This is a genomic window from uncultured Stenotrophomonas sp. (assembly GCF_945952405.1).
Classification (GTDB): domain Bacteria; phylum Pseudomonadota; class Gammaproteobacteria; order Xanthomonadales; family Xanthomonadaceae; genus Stenotrophomonas.
In genome coordinates, this window is sequence record NZ_CAMFIA010000007.1 from 192,479 (window position 1) to 216,526 (window position 24,048).

Genomic DNA, 24,048 nt, shown 5'->3' on the forward strand with positions numbered 1-24,048 from the left:
AGCCGAGCAGGGGCTCGGCTCTACAAGGCTGCCGCTGCCTTCGCCTGCATTCACAATTTGCTACACCGGCCCCGCTAGGCTGGTTTTCCACCGGACGTGGGCGGGTGACAAACCCGGCAACTTTCGGCACTGTCGTGGTGTCTGAACACCCTGCAGTCTCCCCCTTGGCAAGGCGCCTTCGAGCACGTCAATGAAATTCAAAGCCCCCGCATTCCTGATGGCCCTGGCGCTGGTTGCGCCGCTGGCGCTGGCGGCCAAGGCCGACTCGCCCGCATTGCCCGCCGCGGCGACCGCCGATCAGGTGACCACCTCCAAGCTGGTATACGGCCTGCTGTCCGACAGCCGCTACGCCTACCGCCCGCGTGCGCTGGACGAGGCCACCTCCAAGGACGTGTTCAAGCGTTACCTGGAGACCCTGGACGGTGGCAAGCAGTACTTCACCCAGGCCGACGTAGCGCGTTTCGCGCCGTTCGAAGCCAACATCTCCTCGGCCATCCGTGGCGGCGAGCTGGAGCCTGCGTTCCAGGTGTTCGCGGTCTACAAGCAGCGCGTCGGCGAGCGCGTGGCCTATGCACGCAAGCTGCTCAAGCAGGAGCCGGATTTCACTACCGACGAGCGCTTCGAGTACGACCGCAAGAAGGTGCCGTGGGCGGCCAGCAGCGCCGAGCTGGATGAGCTGTGGCGCAAGTCGGTCAAGAACGATTGGCTGCGCCTGAAACTGGCCGGCAAGAAGCCGGATGACATCCGCAAGACGCTGGACAAGCGTTACGCGACGCTGGAGAAGTCGGTCAATGAACTGAAGGGCGAAGACGTCTTCCAGTTCTTCATGAACGCCTATACCAGCGCCGTCGATCCGCATACCGACTACTTCACGCCGCGTACCGCCGAGAACTTCAACCAGGCGATGTCGCTGTCGCTGGAAGGCATCGGCGCGCAGCTGCAGCGCCAGGACGACGTGGTGGTGATCCGCGAGATCATCGCCGGCGGCCCGGCTGCGGTGGATGGCACGCTGAAGCCGGGTGACCGCATCGTCGGCGTCGGCCAGGGCAAGTCCGGCCTGGTCGAGGACGTGATCGGCTGGCGCATCGACGATGTCGTGGCCAAGATCCGTGGTGCCAAGGACACCCAGGTCAAGCTGGAGTTCATTCCGGCGGCCGAGGGTGCCGACGGCAAGCACCACACGCTGGTGCTGACCCGGCAGAAGGTGCGCCTGGCCGAACAGGCCGCCAAGGGCGAGACCATGACCATTCCGGCGGCCAATGGCGAACCGGCGCGGAAGATCGGCGTGATCAAGCTGCCGACCTTCTACCAGGACTTCGAAGGCCGCCGTCGCAATGCCGCCGACTATGCGTCGGCCACCCGCGACGTGGCCAAGCTGCTGGCCGGATTCAAGAACGACAAGCTGGACGGCGTGGTGCTGGACCTGCGCAACAACGGCGGTGGTTCGCTGGATGAAGCGATCGAACTGACCGGTCTGTTCATCGAGCAGGGCCCGGTGGTGCAGGTGCGCGAGTCCGGTGGCCGCGTCACCGTCAACAGCGACCGCAACCAGGGCGTGGCGTGGGATGGCCCGCTGGCGGTGCTGATCAACCGCGGTTCGGCCTCGGCCTCGGAGATCTTCGCCGGCGCCATCCAGGACTACGGTCGTGGCCTGGTGATCGGTGAGACCAGCTTCGGCAAGGGCACCGTGCAGAACATCGTCGACCTCGACCGTTGGCCGAGTGGCGAGACCCAGCGCTTTGGCCAGGTCAAGCTGACCATCGCCCAGTTCTTCCGCATCAGCGGCAGCAGCACCCAGCACAAGGGTGTGGTGCCGGACCTGGCGTTCCCGGCCAGCGTCGATGCCACCGAGTTCGGCGAGAGCACCTACGACAACGCGCTGCCGTGGACCCGCATCGCCGCGGTGCCGCACACCCAGTACGGCAACTTCGCGCCGCTGCTGCCGAAGCTGGAAACCCGGCACGACGCACGCATCGCGTCCGACAAGGAATTCCAGTGGTGGAACGAGGACGTGCAGCAGTTCCGCACCGAGGCAGCGAAGAAGTACATCTCGCTCAACGAGGCCACCCGCCGCGCCGAGCGCGAGCGCCAGGACACCCAGCGCAAGCAGCGCCAGGTGATGCGCAAGGAACTGGGCCTGGCCCTGGACCCGCTGGCCGATGACAGCAGCGACGACGGCCTGACCGGCAACGAGCGTGACATCGTCAAGGATGCCGCCCGCGAGAAGGCCGCCGAGAAGCGTCCGGACCCGCTGCTGCGCGAGTCGGCCTCGATCCTGGCCGACGCGGTGAACCTGCTGGCCAACGACCGTCCGCTGTCGGCGCAGGTGCTGCCGCAGTCCACCGGCGCCGGCCGCTGGGCCGACTGAGCCGGTATAACGGCGCGTGACACCCGAAGGGCCGGCATCGCCGGCCCTTCTGCTTGTGCATGAACGGGTCGCAACGGCGGGGGCGGGCAGGCGCGCTTTCGACCTGCCGCACACGGCGGCGGGACTACCCTTGGCGGTACCGTTCTCGCAGGAGTACCCATGCGGGCCTCCCGTCTTTCCAGCGCTGCCGTGGCCCTCGGCAGCGCCTTGATCCTGTCGGCGTGTGGTGGTCGCGCCGCCGACAGCACGTTGCTGCGTGAATCCTTCGATTCCGGCGACACCTTTTCGCGCACCGTGGAGGGTCGCCCGGGTGATGCCTGCGAGGCGGCACGGCGCACCCTGCTCAGCCAGGGCTATGCCATCGCCCGTTCCGATGAGGCGCAGGTGGAAGGCAACAAGAATTTCCAGCCCCGCGAAGACGACCACGAGCAGCTGGTGCTGCGTATCTCCTGTGCGCCGCGTGGCAACCAGACGCTGGTGTTCGTCAGTGCGGTGCAGGATCGCTACGCATTGAAGAAGAGCCCGACCTCGGCCAGCGTCGGCGTGGGGGCGTTGGGTTCGGTGTCGCTGCCGTTCGGCAGCAATGACGACTCGCTGGTGAAAGTGGCCAGCAGCACGGTCACCGATGCCGGTTTCTATCAGCGCTTCTTCCAGCGCCTGCAGCAGTACCTGCCCGCCGACGCTGGCACGCCTGCTCCGCCTGCAGCTGCACCTCCCGAACCGGTACCCGCCAGCACGGACCAGGGGTGAGCGTGCGCGGCAGCTTGATGGGCATGGCGTTGCTGCTGTTGCCCGTGCTGGCCATGGCGTCTGCGCCGGTGGACTGCACCCAGGGCCTGCTGCAGCGGTTGGGATGGCGCTTCGACGAAGCGGAGATCCCCGCGTTGCAGGTGCACGGCGGGCCGGTATGCACCCGGGCCTCGCTGGCCGAGGCGCAGGCGGCGGGCGATCTGCAGGTGCGCTGGCCGGCAGGCCTGCCTGCTGCTGCACGGCAGGCGCTACTGCAGCAGCTGCTGGACGATCCGGCCACGCTCTGTGCCTATGCCTTTGAACTTGGAGCGGCCACGCGGCGTGCGGCTTCGGCACTACAGGACAATCCCGGCTTCCGCTTTTCCGGCCCGCAACTGGGCTGGATCGGTTTCGGCCTGCAGGGCGCGCAGGCGCAGGGGTGGCAGCGCACGCGCAGTTTCGGCCGCGGCTTCATTCCCAGCGCAGGCAACAGCCGCGCGTTGCAGGCGTTCTACGGCGGTGCGGTGCGTGCCGAATGTGGCGTCGGTCGCCAGGTCGCGCAGCTGGCCACGCAGCGCGAGCTGTATGGCGACGCCGCATTCGATACCGGGTTCGCACCCGGCGAATTGTCGATTGGTACCTTCCTCGCCCTGCACCGGACCGACAGCATCCTGCTCGGCGCGCATGCCGGCGAGTTCTTTGCCGATGGCAAGGCGGTGCGCACGGCGGCGATGGGGCGCCAGGCCTTCGTCGGCGTGCCGGGTTTCATCGAGCACGTGTACGACAAGGGCACGCTGGACGACCTGAGCAACCAGGCCGAGAACTTCGTGGTGGTGGACGTGGGCGACGGCGCTGCGCAGGCCCTGGCCCTGCACGGCGGGCTGGCCTGGTACGACCAGCGCAATGCCGAGCTGTGGCAGCTCGCGCAGGGCATCCCGCGTGTTGGCCTGCGCTACTTCGAGCGCCTGCTGTTCGAGCGCGACCCCGCGCTGCGCGCCGCGCTGGACCCGCGCTACCACGCTGCGCTGGTACGCATGGACCAGCTGCTGGACGATCCGTTCTACCAGCAGTTCGTGATCTATGTGCATCCACGCGGTATACGTCCCATCGGCTACCACATCGCCCGCCTGCTCGATCGCAACCCGCGAACCCCGTTCTCGATCGACCTGGCGGTGCACAATCTGCATACCACGCTCTACCGGCGTTGGCGCGAGGCGCAGTTGCGCCACTGCGCGGCTACCGGCAGGCCAGGCAGCCTGACCCTAGACCCCAACTGAAGGTGAAACAATGGATATTGCAATGATCGGCCTCGGCCGCATGGGCGCCAACATGGCCCAGCGCCTGCATCGCGGCGGCCACCGCGTGGTCGGCTACGACCCGGGCGAGGGCGCCCGCCAGCGCGCCGCCGAGGCTGGCCTGGAGGTGGTTGATTCGCTGGCCGCCGCGGTGGCCGCGCTGCCGGTGCCGCGCGTGGTGTGGCTGATGGTGCCGGCCGGCGAAACCGTGGACCAGACCCTGGGCCAGCTCACCCCGCACCTGGCCGAGGGTGACATCGTCATCGACGGTGGCAACTCCAACTACCAGGACTCGATCCGCCGCGCGAAGGCGTTGGCCGAGGATGACCTGGGCTATGTTGACTGCGGTACCAGCGGTGGCGTGTGGGGCCTGCAGGAAGGCTACAGCCTGATGGTCGGTGGCGAAGCGGCGGTGGTCGAGCAGATCGCGCCGTTGCTGCGCACGCTGGCGCCGGCCGAGGATCGCGGCTGGGCGCGTGTCGGCCCGTCCGGCGCGGGCCACTTCACCAAGATGGTCCACAACGGCATTGAATACGGAATGATGCAGGCCTATGCCGAGGGCTTCGCGCTGATGGAACGCAAGCAGGAGATGGAGCTGGACCTGGCCCAGGTGGCCGAGGTGTGGCGACACGGCAGTGTGGTGCGTTCGTGGCTGCTGGACCTGAGCACCGAAGCGCTGAAGCGCAATCCGTCGCTGGACGGTATCGCGCCGTATGTGGAGGATTCCGGCGAAGGCCGCTGGACGGTGGCCGAAGCGATCGCGCTGGACGTGCCGGCACCGGTGATCACCCTGTCGCTGCTGGAGCGCCTGCGTTCGCGTGAATCCAATTCGTTCACCGACCGCCTGCTGTCGGCGATGCGCAACGAGTTCGGCGGCCACGCGATCAAGAAGTCGTAAGCACCAAGCCGGGTGGGTCCGGTTGAGGGGGGAGCGGCATGGATGCCGCGTTGCCGTTGCCGTTGATTCGGCAGGTGCAGGGCGCAGCCCTGCCGGTCATCCCAACGGCACCCGCCGCCCTTCGCGCGCGCTGTCCATGCCGGCCTGCAACAGCCGCATCAGCTGCAGGGCCTGCGCCGGGCTGACCGTGGCCGGGCCCTCCCCATGCATCGCCGCTGCGAACTGCGCGTACAGCCGCCGGTAGTCACCGGGCAGGTTGTCGACGGTGCTGCGCTGCACGTTGTCTTCGGCATCGCAGCGCAGCAGTTCGCCATGCCGTGGATCGATGCCCCAGCCTGGCGCGCCGGGCGCACTGCCGCGCCGCAACTGCGCTTCCTGCACATCCACGCCGTGCTTGATCCAGCTGGCGCGGCTGCCGTGCACGCTGAAATGCGGCGTGGGCGCCGCCACCAGCGAACCTGCGTGGACGATCGCGCGATGCCGCGGGTAGTGCAGCACCGCATGGAAGTAATCGATGCCGCTGCCCCCCTCGCGCTGCACGGCAAGATCGGCATCGATCGCTTCGGGCCAGCCGAACAGCACCAGCATCTGGTCCAGCAGGTGCGGGCCGAGGTCGTACCACAGCCCGCTGCCGGGGCCATCCTGCTCGCGCCAGCGGTCGCGCACCTGTGGGCGGTAACGGTCGAAATGCGCATGGCACTCGGCGATATCGCCGAGCGTGCCTTCCGCCAGCAGGGCCTGCAGGGTGAGGAAGTCGGCATCGAAGCGCCGGTTCTGGAACACGGTGGCGATGCGGCCGGCTTCGCGCGCGGCCGCCAGCACCGTTTCCGCTTCGGCGATGTCCAGTGCGAAGGGCTTGTCGACCAGTACGTGCTTGCCGGCTGCCAGCGCTGCGATCGCCAGCGGCGCGTGCTGCGCGTTCGGTGTGGCGATCACCACGGCATCCACCGCAGGGTCGTCGAACACCTCCTGCGGCGTGGCGCGCACGTGCACGTCGCTGAACGCGCGCAGCAGCGTGTCGCGCTGCGAACTGACGATGCTGTGCAGCACCAGGCCCGGCGTGTGCTGGATGAGTGGCGCATGGAAGACGCGGCCGGCAAGGCCGTAGCCGATCAGGGCCAGTTGCAGGTCGGGGCGCATGCCAGGACTCCGGCAGTGGGGAAGGGCAGGGTAAACGACGGTGGCGGGCATGCCAAAACTGAACCGTTGCCGCTGCAAACGGTGCGATTCACGGCGGCATGACCGCAACGCTACGCCTGCTCTACAGCGGCTTGTCCAGACTGGCAGCACATTCCGAAGGAGTACGACACGATGAGCAATACGACCCGCACGCTGATTGCCTCGGCCCTGACGCTGGGCCTGGCACTGTCCTCCTCGGCCGCGTTCGCCAAGGATCCGGCCGCGAAGAGCCCGCCCAAGACCGATGCGGCAATGACCCATGCCGACCGGCATGAGTCCAACGAGCCGGTGACCGACAGCTGGATCACCACCAAGGTGAAGGCTGATCTGCTGGCCAGCAGCAACGTTCCGGGTACTGAAATCAAGGTGGAAACGGTCAACGGCGTGGTCAGCCTCAGTGGCACCGTGGCCACCAAGGCCGAGCATGACAAGGCGGTCACCACCGCCAAGGGCATCAAGGGCGTGACCCGCGTTGATGCTGCCGCTCTGAAGGTCAGCGCCGCCGCCAAGCGCTGATGCCGCCGGCGGGCGCCCCAGGCGGGGCGCCCCGCCCCTGTGTAGCGTCGAGCCATGCTCGGCCCCCGGTCGCACGCGCCGGGCAAGGCCCGGCGCGGCAGGAATGCCGTAACCCGTTCAGCCAACCGGGCTGGAAAGCCCAGAGTTGTGACCGCCTGCGCTATATTGCCGGTTCCGCCGCAGCCGGGCTGGTCCCGGCCGATGCCCTGCGGCCGTGCTGAAGAGGATCTATGGCGCTGGTTTTCAGTGACGACATCTGGGACCGCTGGCGGTTGCCGGCCCTGGCGCTGGCGGCCGCCGCGATCATCGTGGTGCCGTGGTTGACGCTGCGCAAACTGCAGGACGACAGCCAGCAGGCGATGGCCTGGGTCAACCACACCCAGGCGGTCGGCATTGCGCTGCAGCAGCTGCAGGCCGATGTACGTGACGTCGAATCGGCCGCGCTCACCCTGTCCAAGGGCGTCGACGCGCCCGGCCTGCGCGAGCGCATGGCACGGGCCAACGATATTCCGGGGCGACTGGCCGAACTGGGCCGGATGACCCGCGACAATCCCGACCAGCTGATCCGCATCGGCCGCATCGAATCGATGCTGGAAGGGCGCATGGCGCTGGCCCGCGAGCTGGCCAAGTCCGAACCGAACAGTGACCAGCGCGAACTGGTGCAGGACCTGAGCACGCGTTATCCCATTCGCGGCCTGGTCGAAGAACTGCAGGCCAGCGAGCAGAAGCTGCTGACCCTGCGTGCCGAGCAGGCGGCGCGCCAGCGCAAGCAGACCGAGCTGGTGGCGTGGAGTTCGCTGGTGGTGCAGCTGGCGCTGCTTGGCCTGGTGCTGTGGCTGCTGCAGAGGCAGATCGGCCGTCGCCTGCATGCCGAACGGCAATCCCTGCGCTCGGCCGCGCGCGCGGCGTCGGTGCTGCAGACCGTGCGCGAACCGATCGTGCTGCTCGACCGTGACCTGCGCGTGCAGCTGCACAATCCCGCATTCGCCGAGCTGTACGGACTGCAGGACGAGCTTGCCGACGGCCTGCTGCTGGAGTCCGTGGGTGACGGTGCCTGGAAGGATACGGTGGTGCGCCAGCGCTTGTCCGATGTACTGCTGCGCGGCCGCGAGCTGTGGGACCTCGAGCACGAGCAGCGCACCGCCGATGGCATGGCGCGCTACATGCTGCTCAACGCGCGGCGCATGCCGCTGCCGGATACCGATGATGAAGTGGTGCTGTTGACTGTCAGTGACGTCACCATGCAGCGTGCGGTGCAGCTGCGCGTGGAAGAACTGAACCGCCAGCTGGAAGGCAAGGTCGCGCAGGTATCCGAGGTCAACCGCGAGCTGGAGGCATTCAGCTATTCGGTCTCGCACGACCTGCGCGCGCCGCTGCGCCACGTGGCCGGCTTCTCCGACAAGCTGTCGCGCCACCTCGGCGACGCCGCCGATGACAAGAGCCGCCATTACCTGGAGGTGATCTCCAGCTCGGCGCGGCGCATGGCGGCGCTGATCGATGACCTGCTGGTCTATTCGCGGCTGGGACGCGCCGCGATGCGCCAGCAGGCGGTGGACATGCAGTCGCTGGTCGCCGATACCCGGGCCATGCTCGATTCCAACCTGCAGGCCGAGGCTGAGGGCAGTGGCCAGCGCCACCAGGTGGAGTGGAGCATCGCGCCGCTGCCGATCGTGGTGGGCGACGAGAACATGATCCGCCAGGTCTGGCTGAACCTGCTCGGCAACGCGGTGAAGTACTCGGGCAACCGCGAGCCGGCGAAGATCCGCGTGGACTACCAGGCCCAGCCCGATGGCGGTCATCAGTTCACGGTCAGCGACAATGGCGCAGGCTTTGACATGGCCTACGCCGGCAAGCTGTTCGGCGTGTTCCAGCGCCTGCACAAGGCCAGTGACTACCCGGGTACCGGCATCGGCCTGGCCAGCGTGCGCCGCGTGCTGACACGGCATGGTGGCCGCATCTGGGCTGAAGCCGAACCGGACGTCGGCGCCACCTTCCACTTCTATCTGCCTCCCGCGATCGACGCGGACAAACAAGGTCCCTCTGCATGACGACTCTGCGCACCATTCTTCTTGCCGAAGACAGCCCGGCCGATGCCGAGATGGCGATCGATGCCCTGGAAGAGGCGCGTCTGGCCAACCCCATCGTGCACGTCGAGGATGGCGTGGAAGTGATGGACTACCTGCTGCGCCGTGGTGCCTTCGCCAACCGCGAGGAAGGCCTGCCGGCGGTGCTGCTGCTGGACATCAAGATGCCGCGCATGGATGGCCTGGAAGTGCTGCGGCAGATCCGCGAGCACGAGGAGCTCAAGCGCCTGCCGGTGGTGATCCTGTCGTCCTCGCGCGAGGAAAGCGACCTCGCCCGCAGCTGGGACATGGGCGTGAATGCCTACGTGGTCAAGCCGGTGGACGTGGACCAGTTCTTCGGAGCGGTGCAGACGCTGGGCAAGTTCTGGGCGTTGATCAACCAGGCACCGGAACTCGAGTGAGCCCATGCCCCTGACCGGTCCCGCCCTGGGGGCGCTGCGCATCCTGCTGGTGGAGGACTCACCGGAAGATGCCGAGCTGATGTCCGAGCAGATGCTCGATGCGGGCCTGGAGGCCCGTTTCGAGCGTGTCGAGAGCGAGGCGGAACTGCGCCAGGCGCTGGTTGCGTTCCAGCCGGACATCGTGCTGTCCGACCTGAGCATGCCGGGCTTCTCCGGTGACGATGCACTGCGCATCGTGCGCGAGACCTCGCCGGAAGTGCCCTTCATCTTCGTCTCCGGCACCATGGGTGAGGAGAACGCGGTGGCGGCGCTGCAGAAGGGGGCCAACGACTACATCATCAAGCATCTGCCGGCGCGCCTGCCGTCGGCGGTGGCGCGTGCGATCCGCGATGCACGCAGCGCAATCGAGCGAGCACGCGTGGAAACCGAACTGATGCGCGCACAGCGCCTGGAAAGCCTGTCGCTGCTTGCTGCCGGCCTCAGCCATGACCTGCGCAACATCCTGCAGCCGTTGCTGATCATGCCGGACCTGCTGAAGGCACGTACCGAAGACCCGCAGCTGCACCACCTGGCCGACGTCATCGCCGAGTGCGGCCGTCGTGGCCACGAGATGGCCGAATCGATGCTGTCATTCGTGCGTGGTTCGCGCAAGCCGAGCGAACGCATCGAGATCGATGGCCTGTTCGATGCGGTGGCCCTGCTGTTGCGCAGCAACGTGCCCGATGCGGTGCGCCTGGAACTGCAGGTGCAGGATGAAGGGCTGGTGGTCGATGCCAACTACACCGAACTGCAGCAGGTGATGCTGAACCTGGCGCTCAACGCGATCCAGGCGATGCCGGACGGCGGACGCCTGAGCCTCATCGCCAGTCATGCCGGCCAACGCGATGGCGTGGACTGGATGCATATCCGGGTGGCCGATGAAGGCATCGGCATGGATGCGGACACGCTGTCGCACCTGTTCAACCCGTTCTTCACCACCAAGGCCGATGGCACCGGCCTGGGGCTGATTTCCTGCAAGCGCATCGTTGAAGGTGCCGGCGGCAGCATCCATGTCAGCAGCCAGCCGGGGCAGGGCACCTGCTTCGAACTGCGTCTGCCGATGCACGAGGCCATCGATGGCAGCGAGCCGATCGAACAGCTGGTGGCGCTGGGCAGTGGCCAGTCGATCCTGGTGGTCGATGGCGAAGCCACGCGCCTGTCGCTGCTTGGCAATGCGCTGTCCAGCCAGGGCTACCAGCTGCAGCTGGCGTCCGATGGCCCGGCCGCGCTGCGCTGGATGCAGCAGGAGGCGATGCCGGCGCTGGTGATTGCCGATGCCGGTTCCAAGCTGCTGCCGGCCAGCCAGTTGCTGGGCGAGATGGCGGCGCTGGGGTATCGCGGCCCCGCGCTGGTGCTGGAGGACGCGGCCGTGGCGGTTCCGGCCGATGCGTTCCCGCAGGGGGTGGAAGTGCACGCGCTGCGCAAGCCGCTGCAGATGCAGCAGGTGTTCCGCGCGGTGGCCGAAGCGCTGGGCTAGTGGCTGTAGAGCCGGCCGCTGGCCGGCATCTGCGCGCGGCGGGATCACCGCGGTTGCCGGCCAGCGGCCGGCACTACCGGTCCGCGTTTTCCCACGGGAAGCGCGGCAGGCTGTCCACCGCCTGTTCCAGCCGTCGTGACCAGTTCTGGTGGATGTCTGCATACAGCGCCGAGTCCGCGCCCAGGCGCAGTTGCTGGCCGATGCGCAGTTCGCCGTCGCGCAGCAGCGCCAGGTCGATCGGCAGGCCCACCGACAGGTTGGAACGGATGGTGGAATCGAGCGAGACGATCGCGGTGCGCGCAGCATCTTCCAGCCGCGTGGCCGGGCTGAGGATGCGATCGAGGATCGGCTTGCCGTACTTCGATTCGCCGATCTGCAGGTAGGGCGTCTCCGGTGAAGCGGCAATGGCGTTGCCGAGCGGATAGATCATGTACAGCCCCGGCCGCTCGCCGGCGATCTGGCCGCCGAAGATCAGCGTGGCCTGGGTATTGACCCCGTCATGGCCGTGTTCGCTGTGGCTGCTGTGCACCTGGCTGTCCACCAGCAGCTGGCCAACGTATCCGGCGGCCTCGAACAGATGGGCCATGTCGTGCAGGTTGGGCGTGCGTCGTTCCTGGGCATCGCGCGCCAGGCGCGACACCAGCAGCTGGGTGGTGGCCAGGTTGCCAGCCGCCATCAGCACGTAGGTTGCCTGGCCGGGGTACTCGAACACGTGCAGCTTGCGGTGCACGCGCACATCGTCCAGCGAGGCATTGGTCCGGGTGTCGGCGGCGAAGACCAGGCCCTCGTCGACCTCGATTCCAACGCAATAGGTCATGTCGGTGCCCTATCATGTGCGTCCCGGATTGTAGGCAGGCCGCCGTGACGACGGCATGTCCACGCCCCTCCCCAAGTGCCGTCACCTGAACCGCATGACCACCGTGCTCCTGAGCCTGGGCAGCAACGTCCAGCCCCGCCGCTACCTCCACGCCGCGGTGACGGCCCTGCGCGAGCGCTTCGGTGCGTTGCAGGTGTCGCCCGCCTACCGTACCGCCGCGGTCGGCTTCGATGGCCCGGCCTTCCTCAACAATGCGGTGGCGATCGAGACCGAGCTGCCGTTGCAGGAGCTGGATGACTGGCTGCATGCGCTGGAAGATGCGCATGGGCGTGATCGCAGCGGCCCGCGCTTCTCCGACCGCACCCTGGACATCGACGTGGTGTTCTATGGCGACCTGGTGGTGGAAGGCCCGGGCCACCTGCGCATCCCACGCCCGGAACTGAAGCATGCCTTCGTGCTGAAGCCGCTGGCGGACATCGCGCCGGACTTCATCGACCCGGTCAGCGGCCTGGACCTGGCCACGCTGTGGCGTGCGCACGCGCAGCATGGCGCGGCCTTCGAGGTGGTGGAGCTGGAATGACGAGGTTGCCGGCCAGCGGCCGGCACTGCCGGTAGTGCCGGCCGCTGGCCGGCACCTTTTCAGCTGACCGTACGCCCGCCGTCCACGCGCAGGGTATGGCCGGTGACGAAGCTGGCCTCGGCCACCAGCCAGTACACCGCTTCGGCGATCTCCTCGACCGTGCCGATGCGGGCCAGTGGCGTGCGCGCCAGCAGTGCCTCGCGGGCGAAATCGTCCTTGCCCTGTTCCGGCCACAGGATCGCACCGGGGGCCACCGCATTGACCCGCACCTTGGGCGCCAGCTCCAGCGCCAGCGAGCGGGTGGCCATCTCCAGCGCGGCCTTGGCCATGGTGTAGGCGATGTGGTCACGCATCGGATCGGTGCCGTGCAGGTCGGTCAGGTTGACGATGCAGCCCTGCTGGCGGCGCAGGTACGGGGCTGCCGCCTGTGACAGCAGCAGCGGCGCGCGTGCGTTGACCGCATACAGCTCGTCCATTGCCTCGGCGGTGACCTGGCCGAGCGGGGTGGGGAAGAAGTTGGAGGCATTGTTGACCAGCGCATCCAGGCGGCCGAAGTGCGAGATGGCCTGTTCCACCAGGTCGGGCAGGGCGTCGGCGTCGCGCAGGTCGGCCTGCAGGGCCAGCACGCTGCCGGGGCGCACGTTGTCGAAATCGAACGCAGCCTGCTGCAGCTCGGCGCTGGAGGTATTCGCGTGCAGCACCACGGACCAGCCGCAGGCGTGGAACTGGCGGGCAATGGCCGCGCCGATCCGGCGCGCGCTGCCGGTGATCAGGACCACGGGGTGGGTGTCGCTCATCGAGGGTCCTCCAAGGCTCGGCTATCCTGTGCACCATTGTCACCGCATTCGAAGACGCCATGCAGCCCACCTTCCCCCTGCCCGAAGCCGATGCCCTGGCCCACAGCGACCAGCTGGCCGCCGCCCTGCGTGCCGAAATCCTTGCACAGGGCGGGGCGATGCCGTTCTCGCGGTTCATGGAACTGTGCCTGTACACCCCCGGGTGGGGCTACTACAGCGCCGGCGCCAGCAAGTTCGGTGGCAGCGGTGACTTCACCACCGCGCCCGAGCTCGGCAGCCTGTTTGCCGGCAGCGTGGCCCATGCGCTGGCGCCGGTATTCGCCCAGCTGGGTGCGCAGGCGCGGATGCTGGAGCTGGGCGGCGGTACCGGCGCCTTCGCCGAGGCGGTGCTGCTGCGCCTGGCCGAGCTGGACGCACTGCCATCGCGCTACGCCATCCTTGAACCCAGCGCCGACCTGCGCGAGCGTCAGCAGCAGCGCCTGCAGCAGAACCTGCCGGCCGAACTGGCCGCGCGCGTGGACTGGGTCGACCGCCCGTTCGAAGAGGACTGGGAGGGCGTGGTGTTCGCCAACGAGGTGATCGACGCGCTGCCGACCCCGCGCTTCCTGATCAGCGAGGGCGAGGTCTACGAGGAAACCGTGGAGCTGGATGCCGAAGGCAACTTCATCCGCGGCGCGCAGCCGGCCGACATCCTGCTCAACGGTGCGGTACGCCATATCGAGCGCTACCTGGAGAAGCCCTTCGCTGACGGCTACCGTTCCGAAGTGCTGCCGCAGCTGCCGTACTGGCTGCAGGCCGTGGCCGGCGGCCTGCAGCGCGGCGCGATGCTGTTCGTCGACTACGGCTACAGCCGCGGCGAGTTCTACCAGCACGATCGTGACGATGGCACGGTGCGCGCGTTCTACCGCCATCACGTGCACAACGACGTGCATCGCTGGCCAGGCCTGCAGGACATCACCGCATCGGTGGATTTCACCGCGATGGCCGAGGCCGGCGCGCACGGCGGCTTCGAGCTGGCCGGCTACTGCAGCCAGGCCAGCTTCCTGCTTGGAAACGGGCTGGACCAGGTACTGATGCTGGCCGAGGAACGTACCGATGAGGTCGGCCGCATCCAGCTGCGCGACCAGGTGAAGAAGCTGACCTTGCCGACCGAGATGGGCGAGCGTTTCCAGGCGATCGGCCTGCAGCGCGGCGTCGATTTCGAGCCGGCGTTCGAGCTGGGTGACCTGAGCTGGCGCCTGTGAACCCTGGAGTGCCGATGATCAAGCCGCTGCGGCGGCCGCGCCTGTGGAGCGTGTTGTGGGCGCTGGCGGTGCTGCTGGTGATCGTGGTCTGCCTGATCCCGCCACCGCCGATCCCGCTGCCGGAAAACAGTGACAAGGGCGAGCACTTCCTTGCCTACTTCATCCTGGCCGGCAGCGCGGTGCAGCTGTTCCGGCGCGGGCGGCCGCTGCTGTGGGTGGGCGTGGGCCTGGTGCTGATGGGCATCGGCATCGAGTTCGCGCAGGGCGCACTGACCAGCAACCGCACGGCGGATCCGATGGATGCGATCGCCAACACGATCGGCGTGCTGGCCGGCATGGCCACGGCACTGACCCCGCTGCGCGATCTGCTGCTGCGCTGGCGCGGCTGAGAGCGTGCCACCCAGGTTGGCACCTACCCGTAGATCCACGCCACGCGTGGATGGGGCCGGGAGGTGCCGACCCACGCCGGCACCTCCACCACCACCAGGCACGGCCTGGTGTTACTTCAGCGTGACCTCGTCCAGCACCCACATCGCCGGCCGCGTGTCACCGGTGAAGTTGATGCACAGGTCCGCGTTGCCCTGCGCGCTCTTCGGCAGCGTTGCCCGCAGCGTCACGAAGCCATCGGCATCGGGCTGGGCCGGCAGCGGAACCTCGGCCAGCACCTTGCCGCTGCAGTCACCGCGGCGGATCAGCATCTCGCCGTGCGCACGCCGGGCCTTCTCGAAGCGGCGCTTGGGTTCGTCATGGGCAAGCTGGAAGTAGTACGGAATGCGGCCGGCACGGACTTCCACGCTGCCGATGCCGTCCAGCTGTGCCTGCGGCCAGCGCCAGCACGGTTGGAAGATGTCGACGTTGAACACCGCGCGCGTTGCTTCGCGCGGGCCATCGTCTTCCAGGCGCAGCACCAGGCCTTTCTTGCCCACGCAGCTGAGCAGTTCATCGCTACGGCGGCTGAGCAGCGACTGCGCGGTGAATGCTGCCAGGGTCGGCCTCGCGGCCAGCATCTGGCCCTGGTAGAACGCGGCGGCCTGCACGGTGGCCGGTAGCGTCTCGGTCAGCGGGTGCTGGTACAGCGGCGACTGTGCAGTCACCGGCTGGCCACCGGTGCTGTAACGCACCTCATAGCCGAGCGGATTGGCCAGCGACACGGTGACCGTGTTGGCCGCGCGGTTGTCGCTGTAGTCCACGCCCACCTCAAACGGGGTCTGCGCGTAAGCCAGGCCCCAGGCCCGGTAGCGCTGCAACTGCGCCGGCAGGCGTGCGAGGAAATCGCGGAAGTCGCGATGTTCCGGCGTGCTCCAGCCGGTCTCGGCCACCGCCGCCAGGCGCGGGAACAGGTTGTGCTGCAGGCGTGCGTAGCTGCGCGTGTGCTCGGTGAACATGTTGGCCTGCAGGCCGAGGATGTGCCCGCGCTTGTCCGCGGCCAGTTCCGCCGGCACCGGTTCGAAGTTGTACAGCTTGCCGAGGTTGACCTGGGTCGGGCGGCCCGGCGGTTCATTCGGCGAGGCCGTCTGCAGGTAATCCAGGTACAGGTAGCCGACCGGCGACATGATCACGTCGTGGCCGGCGCTGGCGGCGGCCAGGCCACCTTCGGTGCCCTGCCACGACATCACCGTGGCCTGCGGCGGCAGTCCGCCTTCGAGGATCTCGTCCCAGCCGATCAGGCGCCGGTCGTGTTCCTCCAGGAACGTCTCCAGGCGCTTGATGATGTGGCTCTGCATGGCCATCTCATTCTTGAGGCCCAGCGCACGCATGCGCTGCTGCACCTGCCTGGAGGCCTCCCACTGGTCCTTTACCGCCTCGTCGCCGCCCACATGCACGTACTTGGCCGGGAACAGTTCGATCACTTCTTCCAGCACGTTCTCGAGGAAGGTGACGGTGTTGTCTTCAACGTTGAACAGGTTCGGGAACACGCCCCATTCGCTGACCGGCTTCAGCGGCGTGTCGATCGTGCCCAGTTCCGGATACGCGGCGATCGCCGCGGTGGCGTGGCCGGGTACGTCGATTTCCGGGATCACCTGGATATGCAGCCTGGCTGCATAGGCGATCACCTCGCGGATCTGCGCCTGCGTGTAGAAGCCGCAGTACGGGTGCTCCTGGCCGGTGACCGGATCGATGCCACCGTCGCCGGCCGGCAGGCGGCAGCTGCCCACTTCGGTCAGCTTCGGGTAGCGCTTGATCTCCATGCGCCAGCCCTGGTCATCGGTCAGGTGCCAATGGAAGGTATTGAGCTTGTGCGCGGCCATTGCATCGAGCACGCGCTTGATCTCGTCCAGGCTCTGGAAATGCCGCGCCGAGTCGAGCATGAAACCACGCCAGCTGAAGCGCGGCGCGTCCTGGATCTGCACCGCCGGCAGGACGCCGTTGCTGCCGCCGGTGGCGAGCTGGGCCAGGGTGGTCGCGCCGTAGAACAGGCCGGTCTCGTTGCCGGCCTGCACCAGCACGCCCTGCGCGGTGCTTTCCAGGGTGTAGCTTTCACCACTGTCGCGGAAGGTCGGGACGATCTCGAAGCGGATGCCCGCGCTTCGCTGCGAGGCCTTGCCCGTGGCCAGTGACAGGCGCGGGCCGCCGCTGCGGGCCAGCAGGTCGGCGAACTGGGTGGCGACCCGCTGCGCGGCTTCGCCTTCGGCCTGCAGCACGGTATCGCTGCGTACAGTGATGCCGTTGCCCTGGCCGGCCTGCACGCTGGCAGGGGCCGGAATCAGCATCAGGCTGCCGGCGCGCAGCTGCGGGCCGGGTGCTTCGGCGGCGGGTGTGGGATCGGCGGCGAGTGCCGGCGTGGCCGGCAGCAGGGCCAGCAGGCTGCCCAGCAGCACGGCGCTGCGCATCCTGGCGCGGGAAGGCTTGACCATCGGAACGACTCCTTGGAACGGTGCGATGAACGCTATACATGAAAAACGCCGGGCCCGGAATGACCCAGGCCCGGCGTGCGTGCACGACTCGGCGATGTTGCCGCCGCTGGATCAGTACTTGAAGCGGAAGTTCAGGTAGTACTGGCGACCGTTGCTGTAGAACGAGGTCGGGGTAGCCGCGCTCTGGTAGTACTTGTAGGTCGGGTTGTTGAGGTTCAGCGCATCGAAGCTGACGCTCATCCAGTCGGTGGCCTTGTAGCTCAGCGATACCGACAGGGTGCCGAACGCATCCTGGTAGTACGGGTTGGCGCCGGACAGGCCGATCAGGAACGACGAGCGGCGGGTGTAGCTGACGCGTGCGCCGAAGGTGTCGTTCTCGAAGTAGGCACCCACGTTGTAGGTGTTCTTCGAGGTGCCGAGCAGGTTGTGGCTGCCGTCGGCCCAGGTGTGCGAGGTGCTGCCATCGGCGTAGGTGTAGTTGGCGTTGACGCCGAAGTATTCGCCGATCGGCTGCTCGTACGCCACTTCCATGCCGGTGACCTTGCCGTCGGCGTTGACCGGCACCGAGACCTGGTAGGCCTCCAGCTGGTGGGTCAGTTCGCTGAACAGCATCTGGGTCTGGGTGCCGAAGGCCACGTAGTCCTTCAGGTTCATCGAGTACGCACCGACCGACAACAGGCCGCGCGGCATGAAGTACCACTCGACGTTGGCGTCGAAGTTGGTCGACAGCACCGGCTTCAGCTTCGGATTGCCGCCGCCACCGGTCTTGTTCAGGTCCGATCCCCAGGTCGAAGCGCCCAGCGCCGAGAAGTCCGGCAGGGTCTGGGTCTGCGACGCAGCGAAGCGGAACACCAGGTCATCGGCCAGATCGAACTTCAGGTTCGCGCTGGGCAGGATGCGGTCGTGCTTGTTGTCGAACGACAGCGACTTCCACATGCCGAACAGGCTGCTGACGTCGGCATTGGCTGCGTCGGTGACCGCCTGGTAGGTGTTGATGTCCTGCTTGATGTTGACGTAGCGCAGGCCGACGTTGCCGCTCCAGCGGTCGCCGCTGAAGTTGGCCTGCACGTAGCCGGCGAAGTTCTTCTCGGCGACCTTCCACTCGGCGCCGTAGTTGTGGCGGCCGGTCGGGCCGTCATTGCCGGACAGCCAGGTGGAGTTGTTGATCACCGCATCCTTCAGCGCACCCGGGGTGAAGTACCACAGGTCGCGCGGGAAGTTGCCGCCGATGCTGCTGGCGAATCCACCCGGGAAGCCGGCGGTCGCACCATTCTTCAGCGCATCCCAGATCGCACCCGGGGTGGCGCCTTCCGGCGACTTGGCTTCGCGCTTGTGGTCGGCGAAGCGGGCACCGAAGTCGATCGAGTTCAGTGCGCCGGCGTCGCTGAAGTACTGGTTGAAGTCGACGTTGACCCACTTTTCCTTGTCGATCGCGGTGACCTGCTGGTTGCCCCAGGTGCCGAAGTCGGTCACGCCGCTCGGGCTGATGTTGCCGCCGACGTTCCAGTCGATCGGCGAACCATTGCCGTGGGTGGCCCAGGTCGCGCCGCCACCACGGGCCAGGTTGACCTCGGCGATGTACTGGCGCGGCGTATCGCCGGTGCCCTTGGTGCTGCCGGCCTGGAACTTCATGCCCAGGCTGTCGCTGATCTGCCAGTCGGCATCGAAGGTGATGTAGTTGGTCTTCGCCTTCGACTCGCGGTAGATCATGTCGTACACCGCGTAGTCGCGGTCGGCCTGGCCAGCGAAGGTGGCATTGGTCAGCACGCCATCCTTGACCACGTAGCCCGGGTTCGGGGCCTGGCCGGGGATCAGCTGCTTGCTGACCACGCCGGTCACCGGGTCCTTCACTTCGATGGTGCGGTCATTGAGGATGCGGCCGCCCCACAGCATGAAGTTGCGGTTGTAGTTGTTCGCCTTCAGTTCCGAGCTGAAGCCTTCCAGGCCCAGGGTCAGGTTGTCCATCGGCTTGAACTGCAGCGAGATCAGGCCGCCCTTGCGCTCGCGGGTCTGCTCGAACAGGGTCGAGCCCAGCAGGCCCGGCGCATACACGCCGGCCAGGTCCGGGTGGGACTGGGCAACGGTGCCGGTCGGGTCGATCTTGAAGAAGCCGCCCGGGATTTCCTGCGCTTCGCGGCGCAGCTCGCGCTTCTGGCTGAAGGCCTGCACCATCACGCCGAAGGTGTTGGCATCATTCTTGTAGTTGAACAGCGCCGACAGCTGCGGATCATTCGACTTGGCCTGGTCCGAGCGCACCGCGCCGATCGAGGCTTCCGCCGAGATCTGCTTGGAGAACTCCAGCGGCTTGCGGGTGAGGATGTTGACGGTACCGGTGGTGCCGCCGTCCTGCAGCTTGGCCTGCGAGGACTTGTTCACTTCCACCGAGCGCACCAGTTCCGACGGCAGCAGCGCATAGCTGACGCTGCGGCCGACGTTGTTGCCCTGGCTGAGCACGAACCAGTCGGCCGAACCGACGGTGTGGCCGTTGATCAGGGTCTGGGTCAGGCTCGGGCTGGTGCCACGCAGGCTGACACGGTCGGCTTCATCGAAGCCGCCTTCGTCGGCGCTGGACGAGCTGATGTTCACGCCCGGCAGGCGCTGCAGGGTGTCGGCGACGTTGTGCGCGGGCAGCTTGCCCACGTCTTCGGCGGTGACCACTTCCACGCGCGCGTTGGCTTCGCGCTTGGTGTCCAGCGATTTTTCCATCGAGCCACGGATACCGGTGACCTGCACGGTGTCGAGGTCGGTGGCGTTCTGGCTGGCCTGCTGCGCGTGCGCACTGAAGGCGATGCAGCTGACGATGGCGGCCGAAAGCAGGGTCTTGCGGGTGTTCATGATGTCTCTCCTCATCACTCGATTGGATGCCGGCGGCGGTGTTCGGTTACGGTTGCGATGACATGCGCGGGGCGGCGGCGAAGTCCCGTGCGTTGGCGTGCCACGTACTGCGTGCTGCGATTGCGTTGAAGCCTGTTGCGGTGTCAGGCGGCCGACTGCTGCTGCAGGTACCAGCTGGCAGCACCGACCACGCCCAGCTGGCCGTGCTCGACGACCTTCACCGGGATGCGTGCCAGCGCTTCGCCCATCGGCCCCTTCTGCAGGTAGCGTTCGACGAAGGTGCTGGCGTGCAGGTATTCGCGGATCTGCGGCAGGATGCCGCCGGCCAGGTAGACGCCACCGTGGGCGCCGTAGAACAGGGCCATGTCGCCGATGGTGCTGCCGAGCAGGCCGCAGAACACATCCAGCGCCTGGCGTGCATGCGCATCGGTGTCGGCCATGGCCGCGGCGGTCACCGCATCCGGGCTGGCCAGCGTCGGCGCCTGCCCCTGCAGCGCGCATACCGCGCGGTACAGGTTCATCAGGCCCGGGCCGGAGATCGCATGCTCGATCGACACGTGGGCGCGGTCGCGCTGCATGTGGCGGACGATGGCCATTTCCAGTTCGGTGCTGGCCGCCAGGGTCGGCTGGCCGGCTTCGGTCGGCAGTACCACCGGGCCGTGCGCGGTGGGGATCCACAGCGCGGCGCCGAGGCCGGTGCCGGGGCCGACCACCAGGGTCGGGCCGCGTGCCGCGGTGTCCGGCCCGCACAGGTGCAGCACGCCACTGGCGTCCACCTGCGCGGCGGCGTAGGCCACCGCTTCGAAGTCATTGACGATGTAGACCCGCTGCAGGCCGACGTCGGCCTCGACCTGGCGGGCCGACAGCGGCCACGGCAGGTTGGCGGTGATCACCGTGCCGTCCTCGCGGGCATAGCCGGCGCTGGCGACCACGCAGTGCGTGGGGCGCGGGCCTTCACCCAGGAAGTCGGACAGGATCGCGCTGAGGCCGGCATGGTCGGCGTTGCGGTACTTGCGGTATTCCAGCACCTGCACCGGATGGGCGGCATCACCGCTGGCCTGGACCCGGGCCACGCGCACATGGGTGCCACCAACGTCGGCGGCCAGGAACGAGGGCGCGACTCGGGACAGGACATGGGCCGGGGCGGGGTGGCTGGCGGTCACGCGGGCTCCTGCTGCAGGTGGGGCCGGACCCGGGATCGGGGGCGGCGATTGGGGCGGAGTCTGTAACCGCGCTGACAACGATGTCAACGAGTTCGTGACACTTTCGTTGCTGCGTCGCAACGAATGCGACGTGCAGTAAACGTTTACATGGCGTGAGCATGGGTTTCACGCGGGAAGCGTTGCTGCATGGGGCTCAAGGGCTGAAGCGCATTCAGCGGGATGCGCCGGGTCCGGGTTGCGCAGCGCAGCACGAGGTCTGCGGAGGCGCGCAGGGAAGTTGACAAACCGCGGTTGTCCATCGAAAGAATGTGACAACGTTGTTCCCAGCCACTCTCCGACGCCGCGTTCTGCGGCCGTCGCCGCAGGAGCCCTCCTGATGTCCGCCGTCCCCGCTGCAAGCGCGCGCCCGAACGTGGCCACCTCCATCGCCATCGTCGGCGTGCTGTTCTTCCTGATCGGCTTCTTCACCTGGCTCAACGGCCCGCTGATCACCTTCGTCAAGCTCGCCTTCGAACTCAGCGAGGTCGGCGCCTTCCTGGTGCTGATGGTGTTCTACCTGTCCTACTTCTTCCTGGCCCTGCCGGCGTCGTGGATCCTGCGCCGCACCGGCATGAAGAAGGGGCTCAGCCTGAGCCTGCTGGTGATGGCCGGCGGTGCCGCACTGTTCGGTGAATTCGCCACCCAGCGCTGGTACCCGGGAGCGCTCGGCGGCCTGTTCGTGATCGGCAGCGGCCTGGCCCTGCTGCAGACCGCGATCAATCCCTACATCTCCATTCTCGGTCCGATCGAGACCGCGGCACGGCGCATCGCGCTGATGGGCATCTGCAACAAGATCGCCGGCATGCTGGCCCCGGTGCTGATCGGCACCGTGGTGCTGCACGGCATCGGCGACCTGTCGGCGAGCGTGGCCGCCGCCGATGAAGCGACCAAGGCGCAGCTGCTCAACGAGTTCGCCGCCAAGATCCACGCGCCGTACCTGGCGATGGCCGCGCTGCTGGTGGTGCTGGCGGTGGCGGTGCTGTTCTCGCCGCTGCCGGAAATCAAGTCGTCCGAAGCCAACGCCACGCCGGCTGCGGCCGGTGCCACCGAGCGCCGCAGCATCTTCCAGTTCCCGCACCTGTGGCTGGGCGTGCTGTGCCTGTTCGTCTACGTCGGCGTGGAGGTGATGGCCGGTGATGCGATCGGCACCTACGGTCATGGCTTCGACCTGCCGCTGGACCAGACCAAGATGTTCACCTCGCTCACCCTGGGCGCGATGCTGGTCGGCTACGTGGTCGGCCTGCTGCTGATCCCGCGGGTGGTCTCGCAGTCGCGCTACCTGACCATTTCGGCGGTACTGGGCGTGGTCTTCTGCCTCGGTGCCTGGGCTACCCACGGCTACGTTTCGGTAGCCTTCGTGGCGCTGCTGGGCTTCGCCAACGCGATGATGTGGCCGGCGATCTTCCCGCTGGCGATCCGTGGCCTGGGCCGCTTCACCGAGACCGGCTCGGCGCTGCTGGTGATGGGCATTGCCGGCGGCGCGATCATTCCGCAGCTGTTCGCCGTGCTCAAGCAGCACATCGACTTCCAGCTGGTGTTCGTGCTGCTGATGGTGCCCTGCTACCTGTACATCCTGTTCTACTCGGTGGTCGGCCACCGCGCCGGCCTGCCACAGGAGCGCTGATCGGCGATGATGGACGGCAGCCAACCCCAGGGAAAACCCATGCGCAGAGCGACCATCAAGGACGTTGCGGAGAAGGCCAAGGTCTCGCTGAAGACGGTCTCGCGGGTGATCAACAACGAGCCCTCGGTGATGCAGGCGACCCGCGCGCGGGTGCTGCGTGCCATCGCCGAGCTGGACTACGAGCCCGATCCGTCGGCGCGCAACCTGCGCAGCGGCACCACCTTCGTGATCGGGCTGGTCTACGACAACCCGAACCCGTACCACATCATCGGCGTGCAGAACGGCGTGCTCGCCGCCTGCCGCGAGACCGGCTTCGGCCTGCAGATCCATCCCTGCGATTCCAGCTCGCCGCTGCTGGCCGATGAACTGGCCGACTGGGTGCAGCGTTCGCGCCTGGCCGGGCTGGTGCTGACCGCGCCGATGTCCGAGCGTCGCGACCTGATCCAGGCGCTGACGGCGCGCGGCATCAAGCTGGTGCGGATCATCGCCGCCACCGAAGACCCGGCCGATGGGGCGTGCGTGTTCGTGGACGACCGTGAGGCCGCCTACGAGATCACCGAGCACCTGATCCAGCTCGGCCACCAGCGCATCGGCTTCCTCTGGGGCGGCATCTCGCACCGCTCATCGGGCGAACGCTATGCCGGCTACGAAGCCGCGCTGAAGGACTACGGCATGACCGTGGACAAGCACCTGGTGGTGCAGGGCGACTACACCTTCGACGACGGTTTCCGCGGTGCGCGGCGCCTGCTGGCATTGCGCGAACCGCCCACCGCGATCTTCGGCTCCAACGACGAAATCGCTGCCGGTGTGCTGGCGGCTGCCAAGTCGGCCGGCATGAACGTGCCGTACGACCTGTCCATCGCCGGTTTCGAGGACAGCCCGTTCTCGCGCCAGTCGTGGCCACCGCTGACCACCGCCAAGCAGGCCACCGAGGACATCGCCCGCCATGCCGCGCGCCTGCTGATCGCGCAGCTGCGCAGCGACGCCTACGACGATGCGCCGGCACCGCTGCACAACCAGGGCTTCGTGCCGCAGCTGGTGGTGCGCGGTTCCACCGCGCCGATGCGCCCGGCCGGCGCACGCCCCCTTCCTTCCGATCCTGCCTGAG

Annotated in this window: 19 protein-coding genes; 13 read left to right on the plus strand and 6 right to left on the minus strand. The window is 67.6% G+C overall.

The window, feature by feature from the left end; translation table 11 throughout:
* Positions 1–190: 190 nt before the first annotated feature.
* The 4 genes from Q0P60_RS09830 to gnd all read left to right on the plus strand — a co-directional run bounded on the left by Q0P60_RS09830 (position 191) and on the right by gnd (position 5,290).
* Positions 191–2,368: a carboxy terminal-processing peptidase gene (locus tag Q0P60_RS09830; RefSeq protein WP_294991947.1), complete on the plus strand. Its 2,178-nt coding sequence runs from the start codon at positions 191–193 to the stop codon at positions 2,366–2,368.
* Positions 2,369–2,527: 159 nt separating this feature from the next.
* On the plus strand, positions 2,528–3,118 hold the full coding sequence (locus Q0P60_RS09835; protein WP_294991950.1) for a DUF2242 domain-containing protein: 591 nt from the start codon (positions 2,528–2,530) through the stop codon (positions 3,116–3,118).
* 17 nt (positions 3,119–3,135) lie between these two features.
* Positions 3,136–4,374: a hypothetical protein gene (locus Q0P60_RS09840; protein ID WP_294992080.1), complete on the plus strand. Its 1,239-nt coding sequence runs from the start codon at positions 3,136–3,138 to the stop codon at positions 4,372–4,374.
* Between the two features lie 10 nt (positions 4,375–4,384).
* A complete protein-coding gene (gene gnd, locus Q0P60_RS09845; protein WP_253133471.1) occupies positions 4,385–5,290 on the plus strand; it encodes a phosphogluconate dehydrogenase (NAD(+)-dependent, decarboxylating) in 906 nt (301 codons plus the stop codon).
* Between the two features lie 96 nt (positions 5,291–5,386).
* Here the strand turns inward: gnd and Q0P60_RS09850 are convergent, their stop codons facing one another.
* Positions 5,387–6,430, minus strand: coding sequence for an oxidoreductase (locus Q0P60_RS09850; protein ID WP_294991955.1), 1,044 nt, complete (start codon positions 6,428–6,430; stop codon positions 5,387–5,389).
* Positions 6,431–6,601: 171 nt separating this feature from the next.
* Here Q0P60_RS09850 and Q0P60_RS09855 point away from each other — a divergent pair, with 171 nt between their 5' ends.
* The 4 genes from Q0P60_RS09855 to Q0P60_RS09870 all read left to right on the plus strand — a co-directional run bounded on the left by Q0P60_RS09855 (position 6,602) and on the right by Q0P60_RS09870 (position 10,986).
* The gene (locus Q0P60_RS09855) at positions 6,602–6,985 is read left to right on the plus strand and encodes a BON domain-containing protein (RefSeq protein WP_294991959.1); all 384 of its coding nucleotides are present in this window, start codon (positions 6,602–6,604) and stop codon (positions 6,983–6,985) included.
* Positions 6,986–7,215: 230 nt separating this feature from the next.
* Positions 7,216–9,033: an ATP-binding protein gene (locus tag Q0P60_RS09860; RefSeq protein WP_294991963.1), complete on the plus strand. Its 1,818-nt coding sequence runs from the start codon at positions 7,216–7,218 to the stop codon at positions 9,031–9,033.
* A complete protein-coding gene (locus Q0P60_RS09865) occupies positions 9,030–9,470 on the plus strand; it encodes a response regulator (RefSeq protein ID WP_005411057.1) in 441 nt (146 codons plus the stop codon). The genes Q0P60_RS09860 and Q0P60_RS09865 overlap by 4 nt, the downstream gene beginning before the upstream one ends.
* A 4-nt stretch (positions 9,471–9,474) precedes the next feature.
* On the plus strand, positions 9,475–10,986 hold the full coding sequence (locus Q0P60_RS09870) for a hybrid sensor histidine kinase/response regulator (RefSeq protein WP_294991968.1): 1,512 nt from the start codon (positions 9,475–9,477) through the stop codon (positions 10,984–10,986).
* Between the two features lie 73 nt (positions 10,987–11,059).
* On the opposite strand, the gene Q0P60_RS09875 is transcribed toward Q0P60_RS09870, so the two are convergent.
* Positions 11,060–11,803, minus strand: a complete 744-nt coding sequence (locus Q0P60_RS09875) for a 20S proteasome subunit A/B (RefSeq protein ID WP_294991972.1) — start codon at positions 11,801–11,803, stop codon at positions 11,060–11,062.
* Positions 11,804–11,897: 94 nt separating this feature from the next.
* Here Q0P60_RS09875 and folK point away from each other — a divergent pair, with 94 nt between their 5' ends.
* On the plus strand, positions 11,898–12,383 hold the full coding sequence (gene folK, locus Q0P60_RS09880; protein WP_294992083.1) for a 2-amino-4-hydroxy-6-hydroxymethyldihydropteridine diphosphokinase: 486 nt from the start codon (positions 11,898–11,900) through the stop codon (positions 12,381–12,383).
* Between the two features lie 59 nt (positions 12,384–12,442).
* Here folK and Q0P60_RS09885 read toward each other — a convergent pair whose 3' ends face one another.
* Entirely contained in the window at positions 12,443–13,180 is a 738-nt protein-coding gene (locus Q0P60_RS09885; protein WP_294991977.1) for a pteridine reductase, read from the minus strand.
* 59 nt (positions 13,181–13,239) lie between these two features.
* On the opposite strand from Q0P60_RS09885, the gene Q0P60_RS09890 reads away from it, so the two are divergent.
* Complete coding sequence (locus tag Q0P60_RS09890; protein WP_294991981.1) at positions 13,240–14,424, plus strand: SAM-dependent methyltransferase; 1,185 nt, start codon at positions 13,240–13,242, stop codon at positions 14,422–14,424.
* Positions 14,421–14,813: a VanZ family protein gene (locus tag Q0P60_RS09895; protein ID WP_294991984.1), complete on the plus strand. Its 393-nt coding sequence runs from the start codon at positions 14,421–14,423 to the stop codon at positions 14,811–14,813. Before Q0P60_RS09890 ends, Q0P60_RS09895 begins: the two co-directional genes overlap by 4 nt.
* Before the next feature lie 111 nt (positions 14,814–14,924).
* Here the strand turns inward: Q0P60_RS09895 and Q0P60_RS09900 are convergent, their stop codons facing one another.
* From Q0P60_RS09900 to Q0P60_RS09910, 3 genes are all read right to left on the minus strand, one after another.
* Positions 14,925–17,279, minus strand: a complete 2,355-nt coding sequence (locus Q0P60_RS09900) for a family 20 glycosylhydrolase (protein WP_294991987.1) — start codon at positions 17,277–17,279, stop codon at positions 14,925–14,927.
* Between the two features lie 111 nt (positions 17,280–17,390).
* The gene (locus Q0P60_RS09905) at positions 17,391–20,114 is read right to left on the minus strand and encodes a TonB-dependent receptor (RefSeq protein ID WP_294991990.1); all 2,724 of its coding nucleotides are present in this window, start codon (positions 20,112–20,114) and stop codon (positions 17,391–17,393) included.
* Positions 20,115–20,257: 143 nt separating this feature from the next.
* Positions 20,258–21,277 (minus strand): glucokinase family protein, encoded by a 1,020-nt coding sequence (locus tag Q0P60_RS09910; protein WP_197561812.1) that lies wholly within the window; start codon positions 21,275–21,277, stop codon positions 20,258–20,260.
* A 376-nt stretch (positions 21,278–21,653) separates the two neighbouring features.
* Here Q0P60_RS09910 and Q0P60_RS09915 point away from each other — a divergent pair, with 376 nt between their 5' ends.
* Entirely contained in the window at positions 21,654–22,940 is a 1,287-nt protein-coding gene (locus Q0P60_RS09915; RefSeq protein ID WP_294991996.1) for a sugar MFS transporter, read from the plus strand.
* Positions 22,941–22,979: 39 nt separating this feature from the next.
* Positions 22,980–24,047 (plus strand): LacI family DNA-binding transcriptional regulator, encoded by a 1,068-nt coding sequence (locus tag Q0P60_RS09920; RefSeq protein ID WP_006391719.1) that lies wholly within the window; start codon positions 22,980–22,982, stop codon positions 24,045–24,047.
* Position 24,048: the final 1 nt, after the last annotated feature.